This is a genomic window from Maricaulis sp. (genome assembly GCF_039978735.1).
In the GTDB taxonomy this organism is placed as follows: Bacteria; Pseudomonadota; Alphaproteobacteria; order Caulobacterales; family Maricaulaceae; genus Maricaulis.
This window is the reverse complement of record NZ_JBDWAS010000014.1, coordinates 127893-148716: the sequence shown is the minus strand read 5'-3', so window position 1 is coordinate 148716 and position 20824 is coordinate 127893. Positions and strand designations below refer to the sequence as shown.

The 20824-nt window shown below is 65.1% G+C and carries 27 protein-coding genes; 7 read left to right on the top strand and 20 right to left on the bottom strand.

Annotated elements, in window-relative coordinates:
- Positions 1 to 76: 76 nt before the first annotated feature.
- From ABJO18_RS04370 to ABJO18_RS04360, 3 genes are all read right to left on the bottom strand, one after another.
- Positions 77 to 934 carry an AraC family transcriptional regulator gene (locus ABJO18_RS04370; RefSeq protein ID WP_348508151.1) on the bottom strand — a complete coding sequence of 286 codons (858 nt, stop codon included), beginning with the start codon at positions 932 to 934 and terminating at the stop codon, positions 77 to 79.
- Positions 935 to 1018: 84 nt separating this feature from the next.
- Positions 1019 to 2614, bottom strand: a complete 1596-nt coding sequence (locus tag ABJO18_RS04365; protein WP_348515747.1) for an ABC-F family ATP-binding cassette domain-containing protein — start codon at positions 2612 to 2614, stop codon at positions 1019 to 1021.
- A 154-nt stretch (positions 2615 to 2768) separates the two neighbouring features.
- On the bottom strand, positions 2769 to 4217 hold the full coding sequence (locus ABJO18_RS04360) for an alpha/beta fold hydrolase (protein WP_348508601.1): 1449 nt from the start codon (positions 4215 to 4217) through the stop codon (positions 2769 to 2771).
- Between the two features lie 134 nt (positions 4218 to 4351).
- Here ABJO18_RS04360 and ABJO18_RS04355 point away from each other — a divergent pair, with 134 nt between their 5' ends.
- Positions 4352 to 5878, top strand: coding sequence for a LytTR family DNA-binding domain-containing protein (locus tag ABJO18_RS04355; protein ID WP_348508600.1), 1527 nt, complete (start codon positions 4352 to 4354; stop codon positions 5876 to 5878).
- An 82-nt stretch (positions 5879 to 5960) separates the two neighbouring features.
- Positions 5961 to 6479 (top strand): hydrolase, encoded by a 519-nt coding sequence (locus ABJO18_RS04350; RefSeq protein WP_348508599.1) that lies wholly within the window; start codon positions 5961 to 5963, stop codon positions 6477 to 6479.
- Between the two features lie 136 nt (positions 6480 to 6615).
- On the opposite strand, the gene ABJO18_RS04345 is transcribed toward ABJO18_RS04350, so the two are convergent.
- The 5 genes from ABJO18_RS04345 to ABJO18_RS04325 all read right to left on the bottom strand — a co-directional run bounded on the left by ABJO18_RS04345 (position 6616) and on the right by ABJO18_RS04325 (position 10017).
- Positions 6616 to 7188 carry a 2'-5' RNA ligase family protein gene (locus ABJO18_RS04345; protein WP_348508598.1) on the bottom strand — a complete coding sequence of 191 codons (573 nt, stop codon included), beginning with the start codon at positions 7186 to 7188 and terminating at the stop codon, positions 6616 to 6618.
- An 80-nt stretch (positions 7189 to 7268) separates the two neighbouring features.
- Complete coding sequence (locus tag ABJO18_RS04340; protein WP_348508597.1) at positions 7269 to 8231, bottom strand: hypothetical protein; 963 nt, start codon at positions 8229 to 8231, stop codon at positions 7269 to 7271.
- A 110-nt stretch (positions 8232 to 8341) separates the two neighbouring features.
- Complete coding sequence (locus tag ABJO18_RS04335; protein WP_348508596.1) at positions 8342 to 8551, bottom strand: SlyX family protein; 210 nt, start codon at positions 8549 to 8551, stop codon at positions 8342 to 8344.
- Between the two features lie 124 nt (positions 8552 to 8675).
- Complete coding sequence (locus tag ABJO18_RS04330; protein WP_348508595.1) at positions 8676 to 9179, bottom strand: DUF2938 domain-containing protein; 504 nt, start codon at positions 9177 to 9179, stop codon at positions 8676 to 8678.
- Positions 9172 to 10017, bottom strand: a complete 846-nt coding sequence (locus ABJO18_RS04325) for a class I SAM-dependent methyltransferase (protein ID WP_348508594.1) — start codon at positions 10015 to 10017, stop codon at positions 9172 to 9174. Before ABJO18_RS04325 ends, ABJO18_RS04330 begins: the two co-directional genes overlap by 8 nt.
- Positions 10018 to 10093: 76 nt before the next feature.
- On the opposite strand from ABJO18_RS04325, the gene ABJO18_RS04320 reads away from it, so the two are divergent.
- Together ABJO18_RS04320 and ABJO18_RS04315 are read left to right on the top strand one after the other, a co-directional pair.
- A complete protein-coding gene (locus ABJO18_RS04320; RefSeq protein ID WP_348508593.1) occupies positions 10094 to 10573 on the top strand; it encodes a helix-turn-helix domain-containing protein in 480 nt (159 codons plus the stop codon).
- A gap of 32 nt (positions 10574 to 10605) precedes the next feature.
- Positions 10606 to 11085: a glutathione peroxidase gene (locus tag ABJO18_RS04315; protein ID WP_348508592.1), complete on the top strand. Its 480-nt coding sequence runs from the start codon at positions 10606 to 10608 to the stop codon at positions 11083 to 11085.
- Here ABJO18_RS04315 and ABJO18_RS04310 read toward each other — a convergent pair.
- The 4 genes from ABJO18_RS04310 to ABJO18_RS04295 form a co-directional block, all read right to left on the bottom strand.
- Complete coding sequence (locus tag ABJO18_RS04310) at positions 11082 to 11285, bottom strand: hypothetical protein (RefSeq protein ID WP_348508591.1); 204 nt, start codon at positions 11283 to 11285, stop codon at positions 11082 to 11084. The genes ABJO18_RS04315 and ABJO18_RS04310 overlap by 4 nt on opposite strands.
- Positions 11282 to 11758 (bottom strand): nuclear transport factor 2 family protein, encoded by a 477-nt coding sequence (locus tag ABJO18_RS04305; RefSeq protein WP_348508590.1) that lies wholly within the window; start codon positions 11756 to 11758, stop codon positions 11282 to 11284. The genes ABJO18_RS04310 and ABJO18_RS04305 overlap by 4 nt, the downstream gene beginning before the upstream one ends.
- Positions 11755 to 12396: a pyridoxamine 5'-phosphate oxidase family protein gene (locus ABJO18_RS04300; RefSeq protein WP_348508589.1), complete on the bottom strand. Its 642-nt coding sequence runs from the start codon at positions 12394 to 12396 to the stop codon at positions 11755 to 11757. The genes ABJO18_RS04305 and ABJO18_RS04300 overlap by 4 nt, the downstream gene beginning before the upstream one ends.
- Positions 12397 to 12465: 69 nt before the next feature.
- Positions 12466 to 13011 carry a carboxymuconolactone decarboxylase family protein gene (locus tag ABJO18_RS04295; RefSeq protein WP_348508588.1) on the bottom strand — a complete coding sequence of 182 codons (546 nt, stop codon included), beginning with the start codon at positions 13009 to 13011 and terminating at the stop codon, positions 12466 to 12468.
- A 124-nt stretch (positions 13012 to 13135) separates the two neighbouring features.
- Here ABJO18_RS04295 and ABJO18_RS04290 point away from each other — a divergent pair, with 124 nt between their 5' ends.
- Positions 13136 to 14041, top strand: coding sequence for a LysR family transcriptional regulator (locus ABJO18_RS04290; RefSeq protein WP_348515746.1), 906 nt, complete (start codon positions 13136 to 13138; stop codon positions 14039 to 14041).
- 6 nt (positions 14042 to 14047) lie between these two features.
- Here ABJO18_RS04290 and ABJO18_RS04285 read toward each other — a convergent pair whose 3' ends face one another.
- On the bottom strand, positions 14048 to 14746 hold the full coding sequence (locus ABJO18_RS04285) for a YafY family protein (RefSeq protein ID WP_348506355.1): 699 nt from the start codon (positions 14744 to 14746) through the stop codon (positions 14048 to 14050).
- Between the two features lie 72 nt (positions 14747 to 14818).
- On the opposite strand from ABJO18_RS04285, the gene ABJO18_RS04280 reads away from it, so the two are divergent.
- The gene (locus ABJO18_RS04280; RefSeq protein ID WP_348506357.1) at positions 14819 to 15424 is read left to right on the top strand and encodes a glutathione S-transferase family protein; all 606 of its coding nucleotides are present in this window, start codon (positions 14819 to 14821) and stop codon (positions 15422 to 15424) included.
- Here ABJO18_RS04280 and ABJO18_RS04275 read toward each other — a convergent pair.
- The 4 genes from ABJO18_RS04275 to ABJO18_RS04260 all read right to left on the bottom strand — a co-directional run bounded on the left by ABJO18_RS04275 (position 15421) and on the right by ABJO18_RS04260 (position 17950).
- On the bottom strand, positions 15421 to 15642 hold the full coding sequence (locus ABJO18_RS04275; RefSeq protein ID WP_271187752.1) for a hypothetical protein: 222 nt from the start codon (positions 15640 to 15642) through the stop codon (positions 15421 to 15423). The genes ABJO18_RS04280 and ABJO18_RS04275 overlap by 4 nt on opposite strands.
- Before the next feature lie 113 nt (positions 15643 to 15755).
- Entirely contained in the window at positions 15756 to 15965 is a 210-nt protein-coding gene (locus ABJO18_RS04270) for a cold-shock protein (protein WP_348506359.1), read from the bottom strand.
- 237 nt (positions 15966 to 16202) lie between these two features.
- Positions 16203 to 16802 (bottom strand): DUF2147 domain-containing protein, encoded by a 600-nt coding sequence (locus ABJO18_RS04265; protein ID WP_348506360.1) that lies wholly within the window; start codon positions 16800 to 16802, stop codon positions 16203 to 16205.
- On the bottom strand, positions 16799 to 17950 hold the full coding sequence (locus tag ABJO18_RS04260; RefSeq protein WP_348515745.1) for a DUF418 domain-containing protein: 1152 nt from the start codon (positions 17948 to 17950) through the stop codon (positions 16799 to 16801). Before ABJO18_RS04260 ends, ABJO18_RS04265 begins: the two co-directional genes overlap by 4 nt.
- A gap of 65 nt (positions 17951 to 18015) precedes the next feature.
- Between ABJO18_RS04260 and ABJO18_RS04255 the strand changes: the two genes are divergently transcribed.
- Complete coding sequence (locus ABJO18_RS04255) at positions 18016 to 18606, top strand: TetR family transcriptional regulator C-terminal domain-containing protein (RefSeq protein ID WP_348506364.1); 591 nt, start codon at positions 18016 to 18018, stop codon at positions 18604 to 18606.
- On the opposite strand, the gene ABJO18_RS04250 is transcribed toward ABJO18_RS04255, so the two are convergent.
- From ABJO18_RS04250 to ABJO18_RS04240, 3 genes are all read right to left on the bottom strand, one after another.
- The gene (locus ABJO18_RS04250) at positions 18603 to 19154 is read right to left on the bottom strand and encodes a GNAT family N-acetyltransferase (RefSeq protein WP_348506366.1); all 552 of its coding nucleotides are present in this window, start codon (positions 19152 to 19154) and stop codon (positions 18603 to 18605) included. The two genes, ABJO18_RS04255 and ABJO18_RS04250, sit on opposite strands and share 4 nt — an antisense overlap.
- A complete protein-coding gene (locus ABJO18_RS04245) occupies positions 19144 to 19452 on the bottom strand; it encodes a DUF1778 domain-containing protein (protein WP_348506368.1) in 309 nt (102 codons plus the stop codon). Before ABJO18_RS04245 ends, ABJO18_RS04250 begins: the two co-directional genes overlap by 11 nt.
- Before the next feature lie 322 nt (positions 19453 to 19774).
- The gene (locus ABJO18_RS04240) at positions 19775 to 20788 is read right to left on the bottom strand and encodes a hypothetical protein (protein WP_348506370.1); all 1014 of its coding nucleotides are present in this window, start codon (positions 20786 to 20788) and stop codon (positions 19775 to 19777) included.
- Between the last annotated feature and the right edge of the window lie 36 nt (positions 20789 to 20824).

Sequence of the window (20824 nt, the reverse complement as noted above, 5' to 3'; positions counted from 1 at the left end):
CTCCTACCGGCCGATACCAGACTATCCGGACCACAGGTCCGACCTCAAACCGGATGTCAGCAAACCGGGACCAAAATCAGGCGAGCGGCAGATAGATATCCGACCGCCATTCCGCTTCAGGTCGGCTTTCCGGGTCGTCGACATAGTTCACGATCAGGGGCCGGTCGGCGATCAGATGCGTGTCGTCCGCCATGATGCGGGCATAGAGCCTGTCGATTGTGTCGTGCAGCGTCGTATAGCTGCCGACATGGCGCAGGCGGGCATGCCGGCCACCGGCGATATCGAGCAGCTCGACCTCACCCTGCGCCAGAAAGTCCTCGCCAATCTCGATGGCGCAGTCGAAATGCAGCTCGGCGGGATCGCAGAAACGCGGATCCTCGTGCCAGACACCCCAGATGCCGCGCAGGCTTTCCATCGGAAGCTGCGAGAAGACGGTGGCGAACAGGCGCTCATAGGTCCGGTTCAGCTCGGCATAGGCGCCGATATTGCGGATTGCGATGAGGCGCAGCGGATCGGTCGAGACGATCTCGACCGGCATGGGGGTCGCGGCATCCATGTTCTGCGGCTGCAGCAGACGCTCGAACAGGCTGCCGCCTCCCGCCCGGATTTCGCTTGCCGTTGCACCGGTCGCGGCCTTGATGGCCCGCGCGAAGGACTGGCTGGACGAATACCCCGAAGCCGCGGCCGCCTGGGTCACGGTCAGGCTGTCATCCTGCAGGGCCGGCGCGGTACGCACCAGACGGATGCGGCGCACGGTTTCCGCCGGGGTCTCCCCCGTCATGATCCGGTAGATGCGGTGGAAGTGAAACGGCGACAGCGCCGCCACGCCCGCCAGGGTATCCAGGTCCAGCATGGCGTCCTCGTCGGCCGCCTCGATATGCGCCACGACACGATCGATCCGGTCGGCATAGCCTGCACGATTATCCGCTCTCATCCCCATGTCTCCTCTGTCCGGGCGGCAATGATACTCACCCGGACCGGCAGGGACAGCGTGCCTGTTCTTGCTCATTTGCCCCGGTCACACGGTGCCGGGCGCTTCCAGCGTGATCGTGCGGGTGACACCGATTGCGTCGAGAAAGCGTGCATCATGGCTGGCAACCAGGATGGCGCCGTCATAACCCGCGAGGGCCTGTTCCAAGAGTTCCACCGCTTCCAGGTCGATATGATTGGTGGGCTCGTCGAGGATCAGCAATTGCGGAGCCTCCGCCGCGCAGGCAAGACAGGCCAGTCCGGCCCGCATCCGCTCGCCGCCGGACAGGACGGAAACGGGCTTCTCAGCGGCTTCTGCCCGGAAGGCATAACGCGCGAGCGCTGAGCGCACCGTGTTCTCAGAAAGCTGCGGATTGAGCCGGCGGGCATTGGCGGCAACCGACAAGTCAGGCTCCAGAAAGCTCACCGCCTGATCGAGCAGCGCGAAGCGCTCATGACGGCCCGAAACAGTCCCGCTGTCCGGCTGCAGCCGCCCGGTCACGAGATCGAAGACCGTGCTCTTTCCCGACCCGTTGGGACCGGCAAGCGCGATCCGTTCAGGCCCCGTAACCTCAAACGAGAGCGGACCGACAATCCGCTGACCGTCGCGCGAGAAGACAAGGTCCTGGACACTCAGCACCGACTGGCCGGTGGCCAGACCGCTGGCGGGAAGATCGATACTGAGCGGCGTGACGATCTCGACCTTCTCGCGCGCAGCATCGTATTCGGCCCCGGCTGTTTCCAGCTGCCGCGCCGACATGCGGGCCACCCGGCTGTCACTGCCCTCGGCGCGGTTCTTCCGCGCATCCAGGAGGATTTTGGGCTGGCTGCCGGCGGCCCGTTCCTGCCGCCCGGCCCGGTCCGAGCGCGCCTTGCGCTCGGATCGCTGGCGTGCCGCGGCGCGGGCCTGACGGACACCGGCCGCGGCCCGTTCGGCCTCCGCCTCGACGCGGGCGAGCCGCGCCGCACGGGCCTCCGCAAACGCGGTCCAGCCCCCGCCAACAACCGTCGCCCCCACGGGGGTCAGTTCGACGATCCGGTCCATACGCTCCAGCAGGTCGCGGTCATGGCTGGCGACAATGATGCCGCCGGGCCAGCTCTCGATGAGAGACAGGATCGCGGCCCGGCCGTCGGCATCCAGATTATTTGTCGGCTCGTCGAGCAACAGGATATCCGGTTCGGCCAGCAGCATGCGCGCGATTGCAAGACGCGTTCTCTGGCCACCGCTGGCGGCCGCAGCCGGACGGTCGAGCGGCCAGGCTGGCAGGCCCACCTGCACCAGCACGGCCTCGACACGGCTTTCCAGCGTCCAGTCGGCTTGATCGAGATCGGCCTCGCTGGCCGTGCCATCGAGAATGCGCGCCAGGCAGGCCCGCGCCTCCTCCACCCCCAGCGCTTCGGCAATGGTGGCAGCACCGGCGCAGGCATGCTGTTCCATCAGGGCGATCTTCCCCGTGACGGAGACCTCGCCGGCCGCAGGTGCAAGCGCACCGGAGATAACATGAAGAAGGGTCGACTTCCCGCAGCCATTGCGGCCGACAAGGCCGGTGCGTTCCGCCCCGAAGGCGAGCGTCAGGTCCGCGACGAGCGGACGGGCATCAGGCGTGGCGAGGGAAAGACTGGAAAGCGTGATCGAAGCAGACATGGCAAACACCGGCAAAAGCAAAACATTGGGTTTCGATTTGCAGGTGGTTGTTCATCACGCGCTCCGGGTTCGAGGTCCGATAGGGCCGGTATGACCGCGCCCGGCCCGGAAATCAAGCCGGGCCGGGGCGGTATTGGTCGACGGTCAGTCCCGCCTAGAAGGGCAGTTCGGTGAAGTCCGGCAGATCGACAATGATCTCTTCGGTCCCCACCGGCTCATTGCGCATGAAGCGGTGCATGACATCGTGCACCTCCGGCGATGTCATGAAGAGATTGTGCCCGGCATTGCGCACGATCACCTGTGTCACATCGGACAGTCCGGATACTGCCGCTGCCTGACCTTCCGGATAGGTGCGACCGTCCAGCGTGCCGGTGAGCAGCAGGACCGGCGTGTCGCCGGCCGGCGCTGTGCGGAAATCCTCACCCAGATCGAAGCCGTTCCAAGCGCCGCGGATCTGCGGCATGGGATGGTTGAGATAGGCGCCGACCAGCCCGTTCTGCGCCTGCTGTTCGAACGCAGCCAGACGCGCATCGCCGATACCCGAGGCCAGATCCATGGCCGTCGGCATGGCGCTCAGCGAGACCGGCTCGCCCGGCGTGTGGAAGCGTTGCAGAAGTCCGATGGCCAGCCCGGTCTCGCCGGCGTCGAGCGTCGCATGGAGCGCCAGCAGGATCGCCGCGTATTGCGGGTCGGAGATCAGGCCGGAACTCATTTGCTGCATGTGCCGCCGCTGCAGGAGAACGGACGCCACCGAACCATCCTGCTGCGGGATATCCAGCAGGATCGGCTCGGCCTCCAGGCGCGCATGCACCCGGCGCATCATGCCGGCAATATCCGGATAGCGGGCCGCGGCTTGCGGCTGGCTGTCCACGGCCGCCTGCAGGCGCGCGAAATACGCGTCGGTATAGGCGGGCATCTTCACCGTCTGATCGAGGCCTTCGGCACTGGCGATGATCACACGGTCGATCTCGTCCGGGATATCCTTCAGCGCCGCCAGGGCCAGATGACTGCCATAGGAGATACCCCACAGCGTGACCGTGTCGGCGCCGAGATGGGCCCGCAGCGCCGAAATGTCCTGCACGCTTTCGCGCGTCGTATAGCCCTCGATGGCGACACCCTCGCCGCGCCAGAAGGCGCCGCATTCCTCGACAGCCTGCCGGTAGGCATTACCGTATTCGGCGTCGGACACCGGCTCGGTCTCGGATACATGGACCGAGGAGACACAGCGCGGCAGGCGGGTCGAGTCGCCGGTTCCGCGCTGGTCGAAGGCGATGACATCGCCATGCTGGCGCATCGCCATGAACAGTTCGAAGCGCGGCCCTTCTGCCGTACCGCTGCCCGAACCGCCCGGCCCCCCGGCCAGATAGACGATCGGCGGTCCGTCGGCATCGCCGGTTGCGGGAAAGCGGACATAGGACAGGGTGATCATGCGGCTGCCGGGATCGGACCGGTTTTCAGGCACCTGGAACGAGCCGCGCAGGGCGTCGACACTGTCGCCGGACCGCGCCGTGAAGGTGATCGGGTCCTCGGCACTTGCGGCCGGGATCACCGGCAGCGCCATGGCAAGACCGGCAATGACGAGAAGGGATCGGATGGGGGGCATGGGACTACCTCTGGAGCTGTTTCACCCTCATCCTCGGGCGCCCTGCTCCACCCCACACGCCGCGATCTGTGAACGGTCATGACCGGCCTGCAAACGGCATCGGCCTTCGCCCGGCGGCAGGCTAGACTGGGTGAATGAAAACCATCTGCGCCCTCCTCGCCGCCATCACGGCCTGGCTGATCATGTGCGACCCGGCACAGGCTCAGCCGGGCGCTCATGTCGAAGCGGCAAATGCGCGGGTCTGCCCCGTTGAAGATCCGGACCGGCTTCCCGACTTCTCCGGACCGGACTGCGAAACCGTGCCGCTATGGTCCGTCGATCCGCAGGGCCGGCATCTCTGGGTGCAGGCGCAGCTGATCCTGCGTCCTGAAAATCTCGACGGTCCCGGACCGTTCGGACTGCAGGTGCTCGCCAAGGCCTCCAGCGAAGCCTGGATCAATGGCACCTATCTGGGCGCCAATGGCCGGCCCGCCGGCACGCGCGACGCGGAGGTCCCTGGCCGGATGGACAGTGTGATCTATGTCCCGCGCACGCTTGTGCAGGAGGGCGAGAACACGGTCGTGCTTCGCCTGTCGGCCCAGCATGGCCTTATCCGGCTTGCAGCGCCGATCCATCGCGTCGCCTTCGGTCCCTACCGGAACCCGGGCCAGAGGATGATCCTGGCCTACTGGCCATCCCTGATCACATTCGGTGCCTTCGCGATCGGCTGCCTGTTCTTCGGCGTCACAGCCCTGCGCGGCGAAGACCGCGAGGGCTCGGCCATCCTGTCGGCGGCCTCGCTGTTTGCGGCGATCCAGTTGCTGGCGGAAGTCTCGCGCTCGCTCTACTCCTATCCCTACCCCGTGCACGAGATCCGGCTGGTGACGATCCTCGCCTGTGCCTTCGGTTTCGGATTGTGCCTGAACGCCTACCTGTTGCTGCGCCTGAGCGGGCTGGGCGTCAGGGCACGGATGCTTCGCCTGGCCGGACTGGCCGCCATCATGGCCTTGATCGTGGTCGTCGTGCCCGGTTTCGACGGCAAGACCGGCTTCGCGCTTCTGGCTGCCGTGGCGGCCGGGATCATCGGGGGCATCATCTGGAGCATCGGGAAACGCCCCGGGGCCCCGGCCTATCTCGCGCTTTTCTGCGCGTTCGCAGCGCTCATGATCGCTTTCCCGACCGACTTCATCGACACCTATTTCTACCTCGCCGCCGGCGGCATGCTGATCTTCCTCTTCTACCACCAGGCCCTGACCCTCGTCGGCGAACGCCAGCGCCGGCAAGCCGAGGAGCGGCGCGCGCGGCAACTCGAAACGGCCCTGGCCGAAGCACGCCAGCGCACAGCGCCTGCACAGCTGCAGCTCGTCAGTGCCGGACGCGTCGATTACGTGCCCACGGACCGGATCGTGCAGCTGAAAGGCGCCGGAGATTATGTCGAAGTCCACTACGATGACGGCCGCACAGCGCTCTACAACGGCTCCCTGGCGGGGCTGGAGGCGGAACTGCCGGAGACATTCCTGCGCGTTCATCGCTCTCACATCGTCAACACCGCCTTCGTCAACGCGCTTGAGCGCGACGCCTCCGGTATCGGCCGGCTGCTGCTGACCCAGGGCAGCGAGGTGCCGGTGAGCCGCCGCATCATGCCGAAGGTTCGCACAGCGCTGGCTCAGACTGCATCCTGATCGGGGCATTTGAGCTGGATCAAAGCCGCCACGGCTGTCATGCCCGATAGTGTTTCCGGCCCCATTGGCAAGGACTCCGGACATGCAAATCAACGAAACCCCGCAGTACGACGATACCGAGAACACGACCGGATGCTGCCCGCGTTTCAACCCGGTCGGGTGGGATGACCAGCTGCTGCATTTCAGGAACAAGCTCTTTGTCCGGGCGACCACACTGAGCGTTGCGCATATGCCGGTGAATATGGGTCAGGTTTTCGCACGCACCTTTGCCCGTATCGAAGCCGCGGGTGCTGGACCGGAACGCCAGTTCCTGGTTCTCAGCCGCGATCTGTCGCCCTGGAAGGCCGAACACCTGTTCGCCATCGCGAAGCGGGTGCCCGGCTCCGAGGTGGTAGAGATGTCAGGACATTTCCGTACACGGGTTTTCGAGGGCCCCTACAGTGAACAGCCCCGCTGGATCGAGCAAATGGAGGCCTTGCTGGCGGCTCGTGGTGAAGCGGCGGAAGCGATATACTTCTTCCTCACCACATGTCCGCGTTGCGCGCGCGCATACGGACGCAATCCGGTCGTGGCCTTTGCCCGCCTGACCGACCCAGCCTGATCTCGGAGCGCTTCAAACAGGCGCTCGCGCCCGGCCCGGCTGAGGGTGAACAGACCGCAGCCGATTTCGAGCACCCGCTCGGTCGGACGGATATCCAGACAGTCGACGATGCGCTGAAGCCGGTGCATGACGGCCGTCAGCTCCCGAGCGGCCAGCGGTCGAGAATGACGTGCTTCGTCTGACCGAGCAGGCTGTGCACCAGCACGAACTCGCCCGCGGTCCAGGCAATGGGCGCGACGGGGTGCGTGGCGATCATCGCGTCGTCATAGAGCAGGGTAACATGCGGCAGATACGGGCCGGCCTTGCGGCCCAGCCCCGTCCCCATCATGGCCTGCGCCAATACGCGCTGGAACGCCGTCACAGGCGTTTCGCTCTCGCTCGACTGCAGCACGAAGGGCCGGTTTCCGGACCGCCCGGAGAAACTGCCGACCCGGTCGAAATGCGGACGGAAAGATGGTGATGACACCCGGTCACCGGCCTGGCGTGCCTTGGCAACCAGATCGGCGGGCAAACCCGCATAGTCGCCGAGATGGGCCAGGGTGATGTGAAAGCGCTCCGGCGAGAGCGGACGGCCGGTCAGCCCGTGCCTGTCGCGCAATTGCGCCGCCAGCGCCGCAATCTGTCCGGCCGTGTCCGGGTCGGGGAAAAGAGCGAAGAAGAGCCGGTCCGTCGTGCGGACCGGATCCAGAAGGTTCAGCTGTTCGGACATGGCAGGCTCCGGCGACTCGGCGTCGCGCCAGCCTCACGGCATGGCGGGGACGAGGTCAAGCCGGAGCGCCTGGGACGCTTCTAGTCACGAGACATGTGCATGCGGTCGGCAACAGGTGCTGCAGCATGAACATCCGCCGGCAGCGGCGTCTCGAACGCACCCGCCCGTATGTCCTCGATCTGCCGGCGCACCCAGTGCTCCACCTCGACGCTCGGCAGGAGACCGCGGCCGGTGGAGGCGTAGTCCAGGCCTTCCAGAACCTCGGCATAGGGCCCGAAGCCCTGGACCCGATAGGGCAGGACGATCGTGCGCCCCTCGCCTTCATTGGCCGCTGTCACAAAGTCCCGGATCCGCACTTCGGCGGCTTCGCGCGCTTCCGGCCAGTCCTCGCGCAGCGTCTCGACACGAACCTCGCGGAAGGGCATCGCCTCGCGAACGGTATCTGCGCGCGCATCGATCCAGTCGATCCAGCGGTGGTTTTCCGCATCATCGCCGGGACCGTGGGCGAGGATCAGAACACTCTCATTCTCGGGCGTTTCGCTGAGTAAGCGCGCCCGCTCGACCAGCACCGCACCCATCTCCGGCGCTTCGGCCAGCCCTTCAGTCGAAAGCGCGTACTCCGCATCGGTGTCGAGGCGCCAGTATTCCATGCGCATGCCGTGATGGCCGCCCTCTTCCCCGTCCGCGTCTTCCGGTTCAGGCCGCGCCGGCGCGCCGGTGTCCAGGCCGATGATCTCGCGCGTGCGCTCGTACCAGCTCTCACCTGAGATGAAGAGACGCACCACACCGATACGGTCGACACCACGGTTCTCCAGCCGGTCGACAGCCTCCTGCAGGCTCACCGCATCGGCCATGCCGAAGGCCAGTTCCAGCGGATAATCCTGATCGATCGGCGCGAGCATGTCGCGCACTTCGCCGTTCCACGTCTCGCCACCACCATGTGCCATGACCAGAACGCCGAACCCGTCGGCCTCGTTCTGGGCGGTAGCAGAGGCGGTCGCGAGGCTTGCAGCCGCCATCGCAGCAAGAATGGGGAATTTCATGATCGCACTCTGGGTCAGCCATCAGACAGGCTGCAGCCGTAATGCGATTGCATCTCAAAAGCAATAATGACCGGTGCGACCGACTGACGCTTTCGCCAGACGCCCGTGGCTCAATAGTGCGGCGGCGGTGCGTTGTCCGGCAGCGGCGCCTGATCCTCCAGCGTCGCGACGCGGGACATCAGCTTGTCGAGCCGGCGTTCAAGCCGGCGGATATCCTCGCGCTGGGCCAGCACGACCTCGTTGAGCTCCTCGATCGTGCGATCCTGGTGCGCGATATGGGACTCGAGACTGTCGATGCGGGCGGCCTGGCTGTCGATCATGATCAGTCTCCCGGGAGGTTTGCTTGGGTGCGTCACCCTATGCCGTGTCGAGCCGGGCTCGAACAGTCTTTCGCACCCGGCAAGGCGGTCCGGCGGGCCCCCGATCGCATCCCCGCCGATGCCTTCATGGCAATAACGAACTCACCAGCAGTCCGGACAGATAAAGTCCCAGTCCGAACACGGCATGGGTCACCAGGCTGTGGAAGCGGGCGCGGCCCGGCGCCGGGGTACGGCTGGCGGCAAAGCCCGCCCCCAGTGCCGGCTGCATGACCAGAAAGGGGAACAGTACGGTCCCGAGGCCAATAGTGAGAGCTGGCGCGAGAGTCGGCGCGTCAAGCCACCCAAGCCCCCGCACTGCCAGCAGCAACGCGGCAAAAGCGATACCGGTCAGATAGTGGACGAGCCACCCCAGCGCCCGCTCACCCGCGACAGGCACAGCCGCAGCGATGGACCGGTGCGCAAACCGCCCCCGTGGCATGTGACCGATCCAGCGGCCCAGAAGCGCATAATCCAGCGAGGCGACACCCCACAGGCGCGCCTTCACGACGCCCCAGACATCCATGACCGCCGTTGCTCCGCATCCGATCAGCACGGCGGCAATCAGAAAATCGATAGCGGGATCAGACATTCTCGCCTCCGATCGCCCAGCACGCAGCCGTGAAGCGAACCATGCCCCCGGCGGTGTAGGGCCCGTATGCGGAACGCGCGGCCTCGATCACCGCCGCACGATGATCCGTATCGAGTTCGGGCAGGAACCGTCCGAGCGGGCCGAGCCGCGTCAGCCACGTCTCCAGCGCGCGCTCCGGGAGAGAACAGGCGAGATCGAGTGGCGCCATGGTAACGCCGGACCACCCGCTGTCGCGAAGTATCCCGCGCACATGGTTTTCATCGGCAAAGGCGAATTGTCCGGTCGGCTGGAGCGCCGCAGCAAGGTGCTCCGGCAACAAAGGCCGCACCGCGGCTTCCGCGACCGTCATGAAGGGATTTTCCGCCGGGTCGCGCCAGGCGATGACGGCCAGCTGTGCGCCCGCGACGCTGGCCCCGCGCAGATTGGCGAAGGCGCGCACCGGATCGCGGAAAAACATCACACCGAAGCGCGACACGATGCGGTCGTACCGGGCAACGCCAAGCGGATGATCCTCGGCATCCGCACAGATGAAGTCCGCTTTCGATCCCGACATCGCTGCACGTTTGCGGGCCAGATCGATCATCGGTTCCGAGATGTCGATACCAGTACAGCTTCCCGCACCGCGCAAACGATCTGCCAGCGCCAGTGTGGTTGCACCGGTGCCGCAGCCAACGTCTAGGACATCACGCGCGCCCTGCTCCAGACAGCCCGTCACGATGACATCCTCGAAGCGCTTGAACATGCCGTCCAGCAGCACCTGGGCCTCCACCCAGTTCTGCCCGGCAATGCCGTTCCATATATCCTTCGCCGTGGGCGGATTTGCCTGCGCCGTGTTCATGTCGATCTCCATTTTGCCTTGCCGGAAAGCGGCGGAAGGCTCATGCTGCCACCTCAAGTCAACTTGAGGTCAAGCGATGAAAGACCTGGACACAGCAGAACTCGCCCGGCTGACCGGACTGCCCGCCTCGACCCTGCGCTATTACGAGGAAAAGGGGCTGATCGTGTCGATCGGCCGGCGCGGTCTGAAACGCCTGTTCGACCCGTCTGTCGTCGACCGGTTGTCCCTGATTGCCCTGGGCCGGGCGGCCGGCTTCTCGCTGGACGAGATCGGCGGCATGTTCGCGCCCGACGGCGAACCGCGCATCGACCGCGACCAGCTGACGGAGAAAGCGGAGGATATCGACCGGACCATCGGGCGGCTGACCGCAATGCGCGACGGGCTTCGCCACGCCGCCGAATGCCGCGCGCCGACCCATATGGAATGCCCGACCTTCAGGCGCCTGATGCGGGTGGCGGCCAGGGGTGGGCTCGGTCATCCCCGGCAGATGCCACAATCACGTCCAGAGTTGCCGCCCTTGCGCGGCGGGGCATCGACGGCGCGGGCTGACTCGTGAACAATGCGTGCCAAACCCGAGGAGGCTTGCGCATGACCACGATCTACGACTTCAACGCCATCGACATCGCCGGTGAGGAAGTCTCGCTCGCCGACTATCGCGGCAAGGTGCTGCTGATCGTCAACACCGCCTCGAAATGCGGCTTTACCCCCCAGTATGAAGGCCTGGAAGCGCTCTACAAGGACCTGCAGGACAAGGGGCTCGTGGTTCTCGGCTTTCCCTGCAACCAGTTCGGCAATCAGGAACCCGGCGATGCCGAGGAGATCGCGAACTTCTGCAAGCTCACCTATGATGTGAACTTCCCGATGTTCGCCAAGATCGACGTCAACGGCGCGGACGCGGCGCCGCTCTATGAATTCCTGAAGCGCGAAGCCCGCGGCCTGATGGGTTCGAAAGCCATCAAGTGGAATTTCACCAAATTCCTCGTCGACCGCGAAGGCAATGTGGTCAAACGTTTCGGGCCCCAGGAGACACCGGAAAGACTGCGCGGCGCAGTCGAAGCCCTGCTTTAGGCCAGGCGGGCCATGCGCCGCGCACAATCGGGCTGAAAGGCCAGGATGGCGGCCTGCATGACGGGGGAACACCCTGCGCGGTCGAAACCCGGCGGCGATTTCGGGCGCCCGTCCGCCATCGGCATGACCTCGGCATGCGGCGCCAGCGGCAAGAGCACAAACCCGGCCAGCAAGCCGGCAATGCTGCCCAGCCGCCTCACAGCCCCAGCTCGCTCAGTCCAGGATGATCGTCCGGCCGGCGGCCCTGTTCCCAGTGGAATTTTCGGTCGGCCTCGCGGATCGGTGTGTCATTGATGCTGGCAATGCGCCGCCGCATCAGCCCGTCCGGCGCAAACTCCCAGTTTTCATTGCCGTAGGCGCGATACCAGCTGCCGCAATCGTCACGCCATTCATAGGCGAAACGCACGGCGATGCGATTGGCCTGGAATGCCCAGATCTCCTTGATCAGGCGATAGTCGTGCTCGCGTTTCCACTTGCCGGTCAGAAAGGCGACGATTTCCGCGCGCCCGGTGAGAAAGATCTCGCGATTGCGCCACTCACTGTCCGGCGTATAGGCCAGCGAGACCCGTTCCGGATCGCGCGAATTCCAGGCATCCTCGGCCAGGCGGACCTTTTCGGCGGCGGCCTTGAACGTGGTGAAGGGCGGAACCGGCGGGCGGATGGTCGGGGTCATCGTGCGCCCTCCCGGTTGCCCGCAAGGGCGAGCTCGGCCCGCAGACGCGCATTCTCGTCCTCGAGACCCGCCAGGCGTTCACGCACCCCGCGCATGGTCTCGATGATCTCTGCCTCGGTGAAGCGCGGTGTGATGTGTTGCGGACAGTTCCAGTCGAAGGCGGCAAGGTGCAGCAGAACGATGCGCTCCGGCCGGGCGCGATAGCCCGGCGTCAGGACCTGGTCGGCGAGGTCGCTGTCCGGCCCGGACGGCAGAAGCTCGACCGTGGCGAAGATCTTGAGGCGGGCCTGGTTGGCATAGTCCATCAGGATCAGCGCGACACGGGCATTTGCCCGGGCATTGCCGGTAGAGATGTATTGCCGGTTCCCGCGATAGTCGGCGAAGGCCAGCGTGCGCTCGTCGAGCACAGTGAGAAAGCCCGCCGGGCCGCCGCGATGCTGAACATAGGGCCAGCCGGTCTCGGACACGGTGGCCATGTAGAAACTGTCGCGCGCCGCGATGAAATCCATCTCGTTGCGCCCGAACCGGTCGAAGGCGCGATCGCCCTCGAACTGTTCCCAGACATGGGCACTGCCCATTTCCGCCTGCATCGCACGCACGCCGGGCGTGGTCGCAATATCGAGAAATCCGTAGCTCATGGCGAAGCTCCTGTCCTGGCCGCCGCAAAAAGAACGGGCGGACCGGTAAACCGGCCCGCCCGCTCGCCATCAGGCCGCTTCCGCAGCGCTGACGACGGGGAAGTCGATATCCGTCTGGGCGACGATGTTGATGAGGTTGGTGAAGACGTTCTCGGCCGCGACGGCGACGATCTCGACAATCTGGCCATCCGAGTAGCCGGCATCGCGCAGCTCGGCGATATCGATATCGGAGACCTGGCCGCGCTCACGCACCACTTTCGCGGCGAAGCGGACCGCGGCTTCGGCCTTTGCATCACCGGACTGACCGCGGCGATTGCGGTCGATCTCTTCCGGCGTGAGCTTGGCCAGGTTCAGGCCGAGATAGGTGTGGGCGGACAGGCAGTAGTCACAGCCATTGATCTGGGCCACGGCCAGGGCGATGCGTTCGCGGGTCTTCACGTCGAGCGTCTTCGCCAGCGCGCCGTTATTGCCGGCAAAACCTTCCAGTGCCGCCGGGCTGGTCGCGATCAGGCGGAACATGTTCGGCACGGTGCCGAGCTGTTTGTGCACAGCGTTGAGGATCGGCTTGGACGCTTCCGGTGCGGAATCGAGAGCGGGGATCGGCAGACGGGACATGTTTTCTCCTTCGGGGTCCGTGCGATCCATCGCGGATCGCGTCTTGCCGGGGAGAAATAGGCATTTCACCGGAAACGATAATCCGCTACTTCCGGAAACGTCTTTTCCAATTTTCGGAACAATCATGGACCGTCTCAAAGCCATGTCGATCCTGGTTCAGGTCGTCGACAGCGGAAGCTTCTCCGCCGCGAGCCGCACGCTGGGCATCCCCCTGGCAACGGTGAGCCGGCAGGTGACCGAGTTGGAAACCCATCTGGGCACGCGGCTTCTGACGCGCACCACGCGCAAGCTCGCCCTGACAGACGCAGGGGTCGCCTATCTCGCCTCGGCCCGCCGCGTCCTGGAGGATATCGACGAGGCGGAGCGCACCGCGGCCGGCGAATTCCACACGCCGCGCGGCGCGTTGAACCTGACCGCGCCTGTCTGTTTCGGACGGCTGCACACCCTGCCCGTCGTGAAAGACTTTCTCGCCGCCTACCCGCAGATCAGCGTCGGCCTCACCCTGTCCGACCGGAATTTGCATCTGATGGAAGAACATATCGACATGGCGGTCCGGATCGGTGCCCTGCCCGACAGCAACATGATCGCAACCCGCGTCGGATCAGTGCGGACGGTTCTCGTCGCCAGCCCGCAGCTGCTTGCTGCCCATGGCACGCCGAAAACGCCCGACGACATTGCGGCCCTGCCGGGCGTGCATTTCGATGTCCTCTCACCGGGCGGCCGCTGGAGCCTGACGCCGCCGGGCAGCAAGCCGGTCGATATCGCCTGCCAGCCCAGGCTCACCGTTTCTGCTGCCGATGCCGCCGTCTGGGCGGCAAGCGAGGGTATCGGCGTGACCCGGGTGCTCAGCTATCAGTGCGCGGACGCGGTGCGCGACGGCTCGCTGCGCATCCTCATGGAAGACTTCGAGCCCGCCCCCCTGCCCGTGCATCTCATCCATGCGAGCCGCAGGGCCCTGCCGACGAAGATGCGTGTCTTCCTCGATTTCGCCAAAGCTGCCCTGAAAGACCGGCTCGCGGCCATTGCCTGACGGGTTCTACGACAACGCGAGCTGTTTGCGGCGGGCCGCGACATAGTCCCTCAACAGGCCGGCCCGGCGCGGCCGGAAGCTTTCGCCGCCGCGTTCCAGACCTTCAATGCGCGAGACGTGGAAAACCCGATAGTCCAGCCGCAGGCGGCAATGCGCCAGCAGCATCAGCGTGCCTTCGCCATAGGACAGACCCAACGGCCAGATCTCGCGCTCGGTGCGGTTCTCCTTCAGATCCCGATAGGTCATGACGAGCGAGAACTCGTCCCAGCAGGCCTGGCGCAGCAGGTCCATGTCGATCCCGACCGGTGGACGCGTGTCGGCCGGGAACCAGGCGCGCATCGCCGAGTGCATCGCCTGGCGCGACTGGGCGTCCGGCAGCGTCGCGATGATCCGCGCCAGCGCGTTCTTGCCGGCGGCTGTCAGCGTGTCGTCGCCGATCCGTTCCAGCGATCCCACGGCCAGCATCAGCGCCTCGATTTCCAGACGCGAAAAGCTCTGCGGCGGCAGGGCCGGATCCTCGGTCAGCGTGTAGCCAACCCCCGCCGCACCGTCGATCAGGGCGCCACCGGCACGCAGGGTGGCGATGTCGCGATAGAGCTGGCGCAGGGAGACCCCGGTCTCGTCTGCCAGCCGCGCGGCCGTCACCGGGGACGGCAGGCGCCGCATCGTGTCCATCAGACGCATCAGACGGTCTGTGCGGGCCATTCTCGCTCCTGCCGCAATCTGTCAGCAGGGCGTGTGTAAGACACCGTCATCGCTAGACAAAGGAAAAACCCCATGCCCACGCTCTATCATTCCCCGATGAGCCGCTCCTCCGGCATCGTCGCGCTGATCGATGAACTCGGCGCCGATGTCGAAATCCGTGAAGTCACAATCCCGCGCCAGGACGGCACGGGCGGTCCGGATCCGGCCAATCCGCATCCGGAGAAGAAAGTGCCCTTCCTGGTCGATGGCGAGGAAACCGTCCGCGAGCGCGGCGCGATCATCCTCTATCTCACCGACAAATACCCCGAAGCCGGACTCGGTCCGATCGAGGGCGAGCCGGGACGCGGCGCCTACCTGTCCTGGCTGTTCTATTATCAAGGCGTGATGGAGCCGGTCTTCATCCTGCACTGGGCCGGCCTGTCGCATCCTGCGATCACCGCCAGCCTGCGCGACATGGACGCCATGCTGGCCCGGCTCACCGACGCGCTGGAAAAGGGCCCATACCTTCTCGGCGAAAAATACTCTGCCGCCGACCTTCTGTGTTCCAGCCCGTTCCAGTGGTTCTCCGACCTTTTGCCGGACAATCCGAAAATCCGCGACTGGGTCGCCCGCTGTGCCGACCGGCCGGCCGTCAAGCGGACGCTGGAACGGGATGCTGCGGCACTGCAGCCGGGCTAGGACTTCGCGCGGCGCGGACTGCGGCGCTTGACCGGTTCCGGTGCAGGCTGGCTGGCTTCCAGCGCCAGCCGGGCGGCGCGCAGTTTGCTGGTGAGCGCCGTGCGCGCTTCGTGCTCTTCCTTGAGATATTCGCGCACGACCGCATCGGTGACATCGGCCTTGGATTTCGGCGCCGTCGACTTCAGCGTGAAGATACTCTCATCAATTTTCTGGACCATGCGTGTGTTCTCCTTGAACCGGGATCCGGAAACGACAAAGGCCGGGCTGATGCCCGGCCTTTGCAATTGCCAATCCGGCGTGCTGGCATCCAGCTGCCGGATAAACCGGATGCCTAGACGGCTTCCAGATTGTCAGCGGCGCTCTTGCCGGAGCGCTTGTCCTGGACGACGTCGAAGCTGACCTTCTGGCCTTCCGACAGCGTCGGCATGCCGGCGCGCTCGACGGCAGAGGCGTGGACGAACACGTCCGTGGAGCCATCTTCCGGAGCGATGAAGCCGAAACCTTTGGTGGTGTTGAAGAATTTAACGGTACCAATAGCCATGACGAGATCCTTTCAATCAGTCACGTGTAGGTGGGCCCCGCCGACCGTGTGCCGGCAGATACCCGAGTGTCGATTTTGGAAGGAAGAGCGTCAGGGGGGCGAAAACCGCGCCCAGAAGATTCGTCATTCAATATCGATGAGCCATCTTATGCGCCGGAACTGTGTCGGAAACAAGGCCTGACCGGCTGCTTTCCGGAAATTCAGGCGCTCGGACCCTATCAAGTACGCTGCTGCAGCTCAGCGGTCGCACCGGCCGGGAACCGCATCGATCCGTCGCCAGACCTGCTCCCGGGCCAGCAATTCCCGCCCGGCGGCCGCGCGAACGGCGAGATAGCCCAGATCGATCGGGTCGGGCAGATTGCCCATCGCGGCACCGATCGCGACCGACACCCCCTCGTCCATGCTCGCCCCCTCATAGAGCAGCACGTCAAGCCTGTCCGGTCCGGCGGCTGCGATCTCGGCGTGGTAGACCGCCCCCTCGGCGCGGACATAGACCCGGCCTTGCCAGACCCCGGTCTCCGGCTGCGCACGCGCATCGAATACGACCTGGCTGCCGCAGACCCGCTCGCCCCAGGCCCAGAAGTCAGGGTGGGAATAGTCGCGTGCATCGTCCGGCCCGTCATAGGCAACGAGCCGGCCGCACAGGGCATCGGCCCGCGTTTCGCATCGCAGGACCTCGATCACGCCCTGACCGTCTGGCAGCGACCAAAAACCGGTGACGGCGTCGGTGCGCCCGGACGGCATGTCCGGTGTTGCGGCACAGCCCGTCAGGGCTGCCATCAGGGCGATGAGCAGGGCCAGCGCCATGACACGCACGAGCATGACGAAGGGGTTCATGGCTTTGCCCCTTCCCCGCCGCTACGCCGGGCCGGTGCGCCATAGGTCACCCGGCGCAGGACCACTTCCAGCGGCCCCCGCCCGAACAGCCGGGCAAACAGTCCGACAGCCAGCATGGCTGCAAGCGCCACGCCAACGCTCAGCGGCAGGAGGGCGGCATGTCCCAGCTGGCCGAACAGGCCCAGCCCGTAGGCTCCGAACAGCACGCCGGCGATCACGCCCTGCAGCACATAGGCGGACAGGGAATTCCGTCCGGCCAGAACCAGGATCTCCGGCAGGCGCGGCCGTTCGAAGGCGAGACGGATGATGCAGAGATAGGCCGCGGCCAGTACGGGGGCGCCCAGACCGAGCGACACGAAGCTCGCAAGATCGGCCAGACCATTGCTGCCAAAGCCCGGCCCGTTGGCGACATAGCCATAGGCGATGTTGAGCGGCAGGCCAGCCATCAGCAGCCAGGGCAAGGCATGGGCGCAATGGCGCCGCCAGGGGGAACCCGGTTCGAAGAAGCCGGTCTTGGCCGCCGCCAGTCCCGCCGCATAGGCGCAGAAGGCCAGCGGTCCCTGCAGGATGATCAGGAAGACGAGGGTTTCCGGCCAGTCCGCCAGGCGCGCAAGGACGGCCTCGCCATAGCTGCCGCCCAGCCCCGGCCCCGAGGGAAGGGGCACGGCCCCGGACGGCAGCAGCGTGGCCAGCCATATCAGCGACAGGCAGGACACGAGCACCATGCCCGCCGCAATGGCTGCCAGAACGCCGGGACGCGCACGGCGAAACGGCCAGATCAGCAGGCCGAGCAGCGCATAGAGCAACAGGATATCGCCGGAGAAGACGAAAATGGCGTGCGCAATGCCAAAGAGAGCCAGCATGACCAGTCGCCGGCCATAACGCCGCCCGGCACTGGCACCGGCCCGCTCGGCCGACCTTTGCTGGATCTCGATCCCCCAGCCGAACAGGAAGGAGAACAGCATGAAGAACTTGGCTTCAAAAAAGATCCCCGTGAACAACGCAGCAGCCTGGTTCCACAGCCCGTCCGGTGCCGACAGCACCGCGCCCTGTGGCAGGCCCATGAAAGGCAGGTTGACCACGCAGATGCCGATCAGTGCCGCGGTGCGCAGCGTATCGACGGTTGAATTACGATCCGGTACCGGCATAAAACCCTCATTGAACAGTCGCTCAATTTAATTGAGCAATGGCTCAATGAGTCAAGAGGGACGCGATGACAGATGTGAAGAAACCCCGGGGCAGCGGCCGCGAGCGGATATTCCGGGCGGCGGTCGAAGTGTTGATGGAGAGCGGTCTGGAAGCGGCCCAGACCCGCAGTGTCACCGAACGTGCCGGCGTGGGAACGGGCCTGCTGAACCATTATTTCCGTTGGCCGGTGCTGCGGGCAGCGGCCTGGGAAGCCGTGTTCGAGGACGCTCCGGCTGACATCCGGCGCGCAGACGAAACGCCCCGTGCCGCGATCGGGCGCTTCATGGCCGAGGCCTTCGCACCGGAAGCCCGGCTTTACTGGCGACTGTGGATCGATGCCGAACGGCTGGCGCCGCACGACCCGCCCATCGCCGAAGCGCTGGACCGGATCCGCACACAATTGCGCAGCGCCCTCGCCCGCCTGCTTACCGAAGGTGTGACAAACGGCGACTGGCAACTGCCCGACCCGGCCGCCACGGCCCTGCGCCTCGACGCCCTGCGCGACGGCCTCGCCGGGCTTATCCTGGCAGGCGATCCGGCGATGAATGCGGACAAGGCGCGGCAGCATCTGGAAGCGCTGTTCGCGATGGAGTGCGGTGTGGCGGGCGGAGGCTAGACCGAAGGGGCCTGGATGATCGCGCGGACCTGCTTCATCGTCATGAACATGCGTCCGGCCTGGCTGGCGAAATCCTGGAATCCGAAATCCCGATACCAGGCGCAGCGGCGGGCGAACGCGGCCTCGCCGCCATCGTTCATCACATCGAGAACCAGGGCAAAGCAGCCGGCCTCTTCGCTTATCCGGCTGGCCTTCTCGAAAACATGATGCATCAGGATCGAGCCGATCCCCTGACCTTGCGCAATTTGACTGACAGCAACCTGGCCGAGGAAGAGAACGGGCAGTTCGCCATGAGCGGGCGTACCGCGCGGCTTTTTAGGCAGCTCTGTCACATCCATCATGCCCAGATTGATGGCGTGATAGCCCAGAATGCGGTTGTCGCCGTCGGCAGTGATGACATAGACCCGGGTCATGTCGTCGACCTGCGGCCGCTTCGCCGTCAGCTTGAGATAATTGTCCAGCCGGTCGACGCCGCATGAAAAACCGGCGCGGTCATGCCGCGCCGGATCAAATTTTTCGATGCGCAGATCGACGCCGTCAGTCGGCATGCACGACGCGGCGGCGATAGGCTTTTGCAGCCTCCAGGGCCCGCGGCGTCGGCGGCAGATCGGCATCCAGGGCCGCGGAAAAACGTGCTGCGTCCTCCGCCGAAAGCACATGGCGGGATTGCGCTTCGATCACGCGCGCGGCCTCATTCTCGATTGCGGCGCGCAGGAAGACCGACTTGTCGACACCCAGCGACGTCGCCGCACGCTCGATCATCTCGCCAAGCTGATCGCCATGACGAATTTGCGTCGTGCGGGTCTGCTTTTCAGCTGTGCGGCCAGGGCCGGTAAAATTGAGCATCGCAAGCCTCCTCACCGAAATGTGGTGCACGAAGCACTACAAATCAATTAAACGAGCGGAAGGCATCCTTCCCCGACGGGGAAGGCGGGCCGGAGCAAAAAATTCGGGGCGGAAGGGGTGAAAGCGCAAAACGCTTGCTGACTCTAGCCGAGGTCCCCCACTCCACCGCCGCTGATGCACCGGTCCCCTCATTCATCAAGGGCCAACATCGGATCAGGTTCCGCTTGGCCCGACCGTGGACGATTTGCATTCACCAATTCTGGGCTGATCCGGACATATCTGACCTTGGCCTCGAATTCGGCAAGAGTGTCCCCAAGCGCTTTCAAGCCGCAACTCGCGCCCTCCACGCCTGAAGGAGGATCTCGCGCTCTGCCTCGTCAAAAAACTCCGGCGCGCCCTTCCCCCAGGCTGCATCCATCAGCGCGCTCGCCGCTTCAGACCAAGGCGAGACAAGCCAGCTCTCATCCTCATCTTCCTCGATTGCAGCATCACCGTCCGCACGAATGGCCGCATTCCAGACACCTCCATGAACCAGAGACAGCCCATGCCCAATGGGTGAGCGCGTGGCACCCTGCCCAGCGGCGAGCACCCCATCCATGCTGCACTCGTCTGATGTCTCACGCTTCTCGGTTTCCGCCAGCCAACGATACCAGCCGGCGGTCTGGAGTACCTTGGCCTCATCATGCCTGTTCGCAGCAAGCTGCTCGGCCTGCGGCCGCGCCAGCGCGGACGCATATGCCAACACCTCTTCGACCGCTTCGCCGTGTGCGCCAAACACGTGATGCGTCTTTATCTCCCGGATGATCCTGACCGAAATGCAGCGCGTATAGTTTCCGCGATGACCTTGCGGCTCCAGTCTCTCAACAACCTGAACCAGCCAGAGCCGCCCCGGCCAGTTTGCCAGCAGCACATGCCCCAGACTGTGATAGGCCACAATCCACGGCGGCTTCCGGTCGGCAATCTCGATCAGGTCGCCAGGGCTCGCCGTCGCTAAAGGCCCGGTCTTGTCGACTGGAACATATACAAAACCGGCCTCGACAGCTTTCATACGATAGGCCCGCCAAGCGACCTCGCCGGTTGGAAAGTATTGCCCCACCTCCGGCATATGCGTCTCCAGATATTCCAGATCCAGATTGCCACCGCCCGGAAGTCCGATTTCGACAATCCCGCCGAACTCTCCGCTCCAGTTGGACACCTCTATCTTCCAGCCATTGCTCGCAGAAAACAGAATGTCGCCCTTGATGTGTTCTTGAGGGTCGCGGTCAGGTGTGAGCGTGATTTCCCCCGCCTCAATGCGGCGCAAAACGTCGATCACTTCGGCCTGCGTAACGCTCATTCAGTACGCTCCTGCCCGTAAGGCCGCTATTGATGG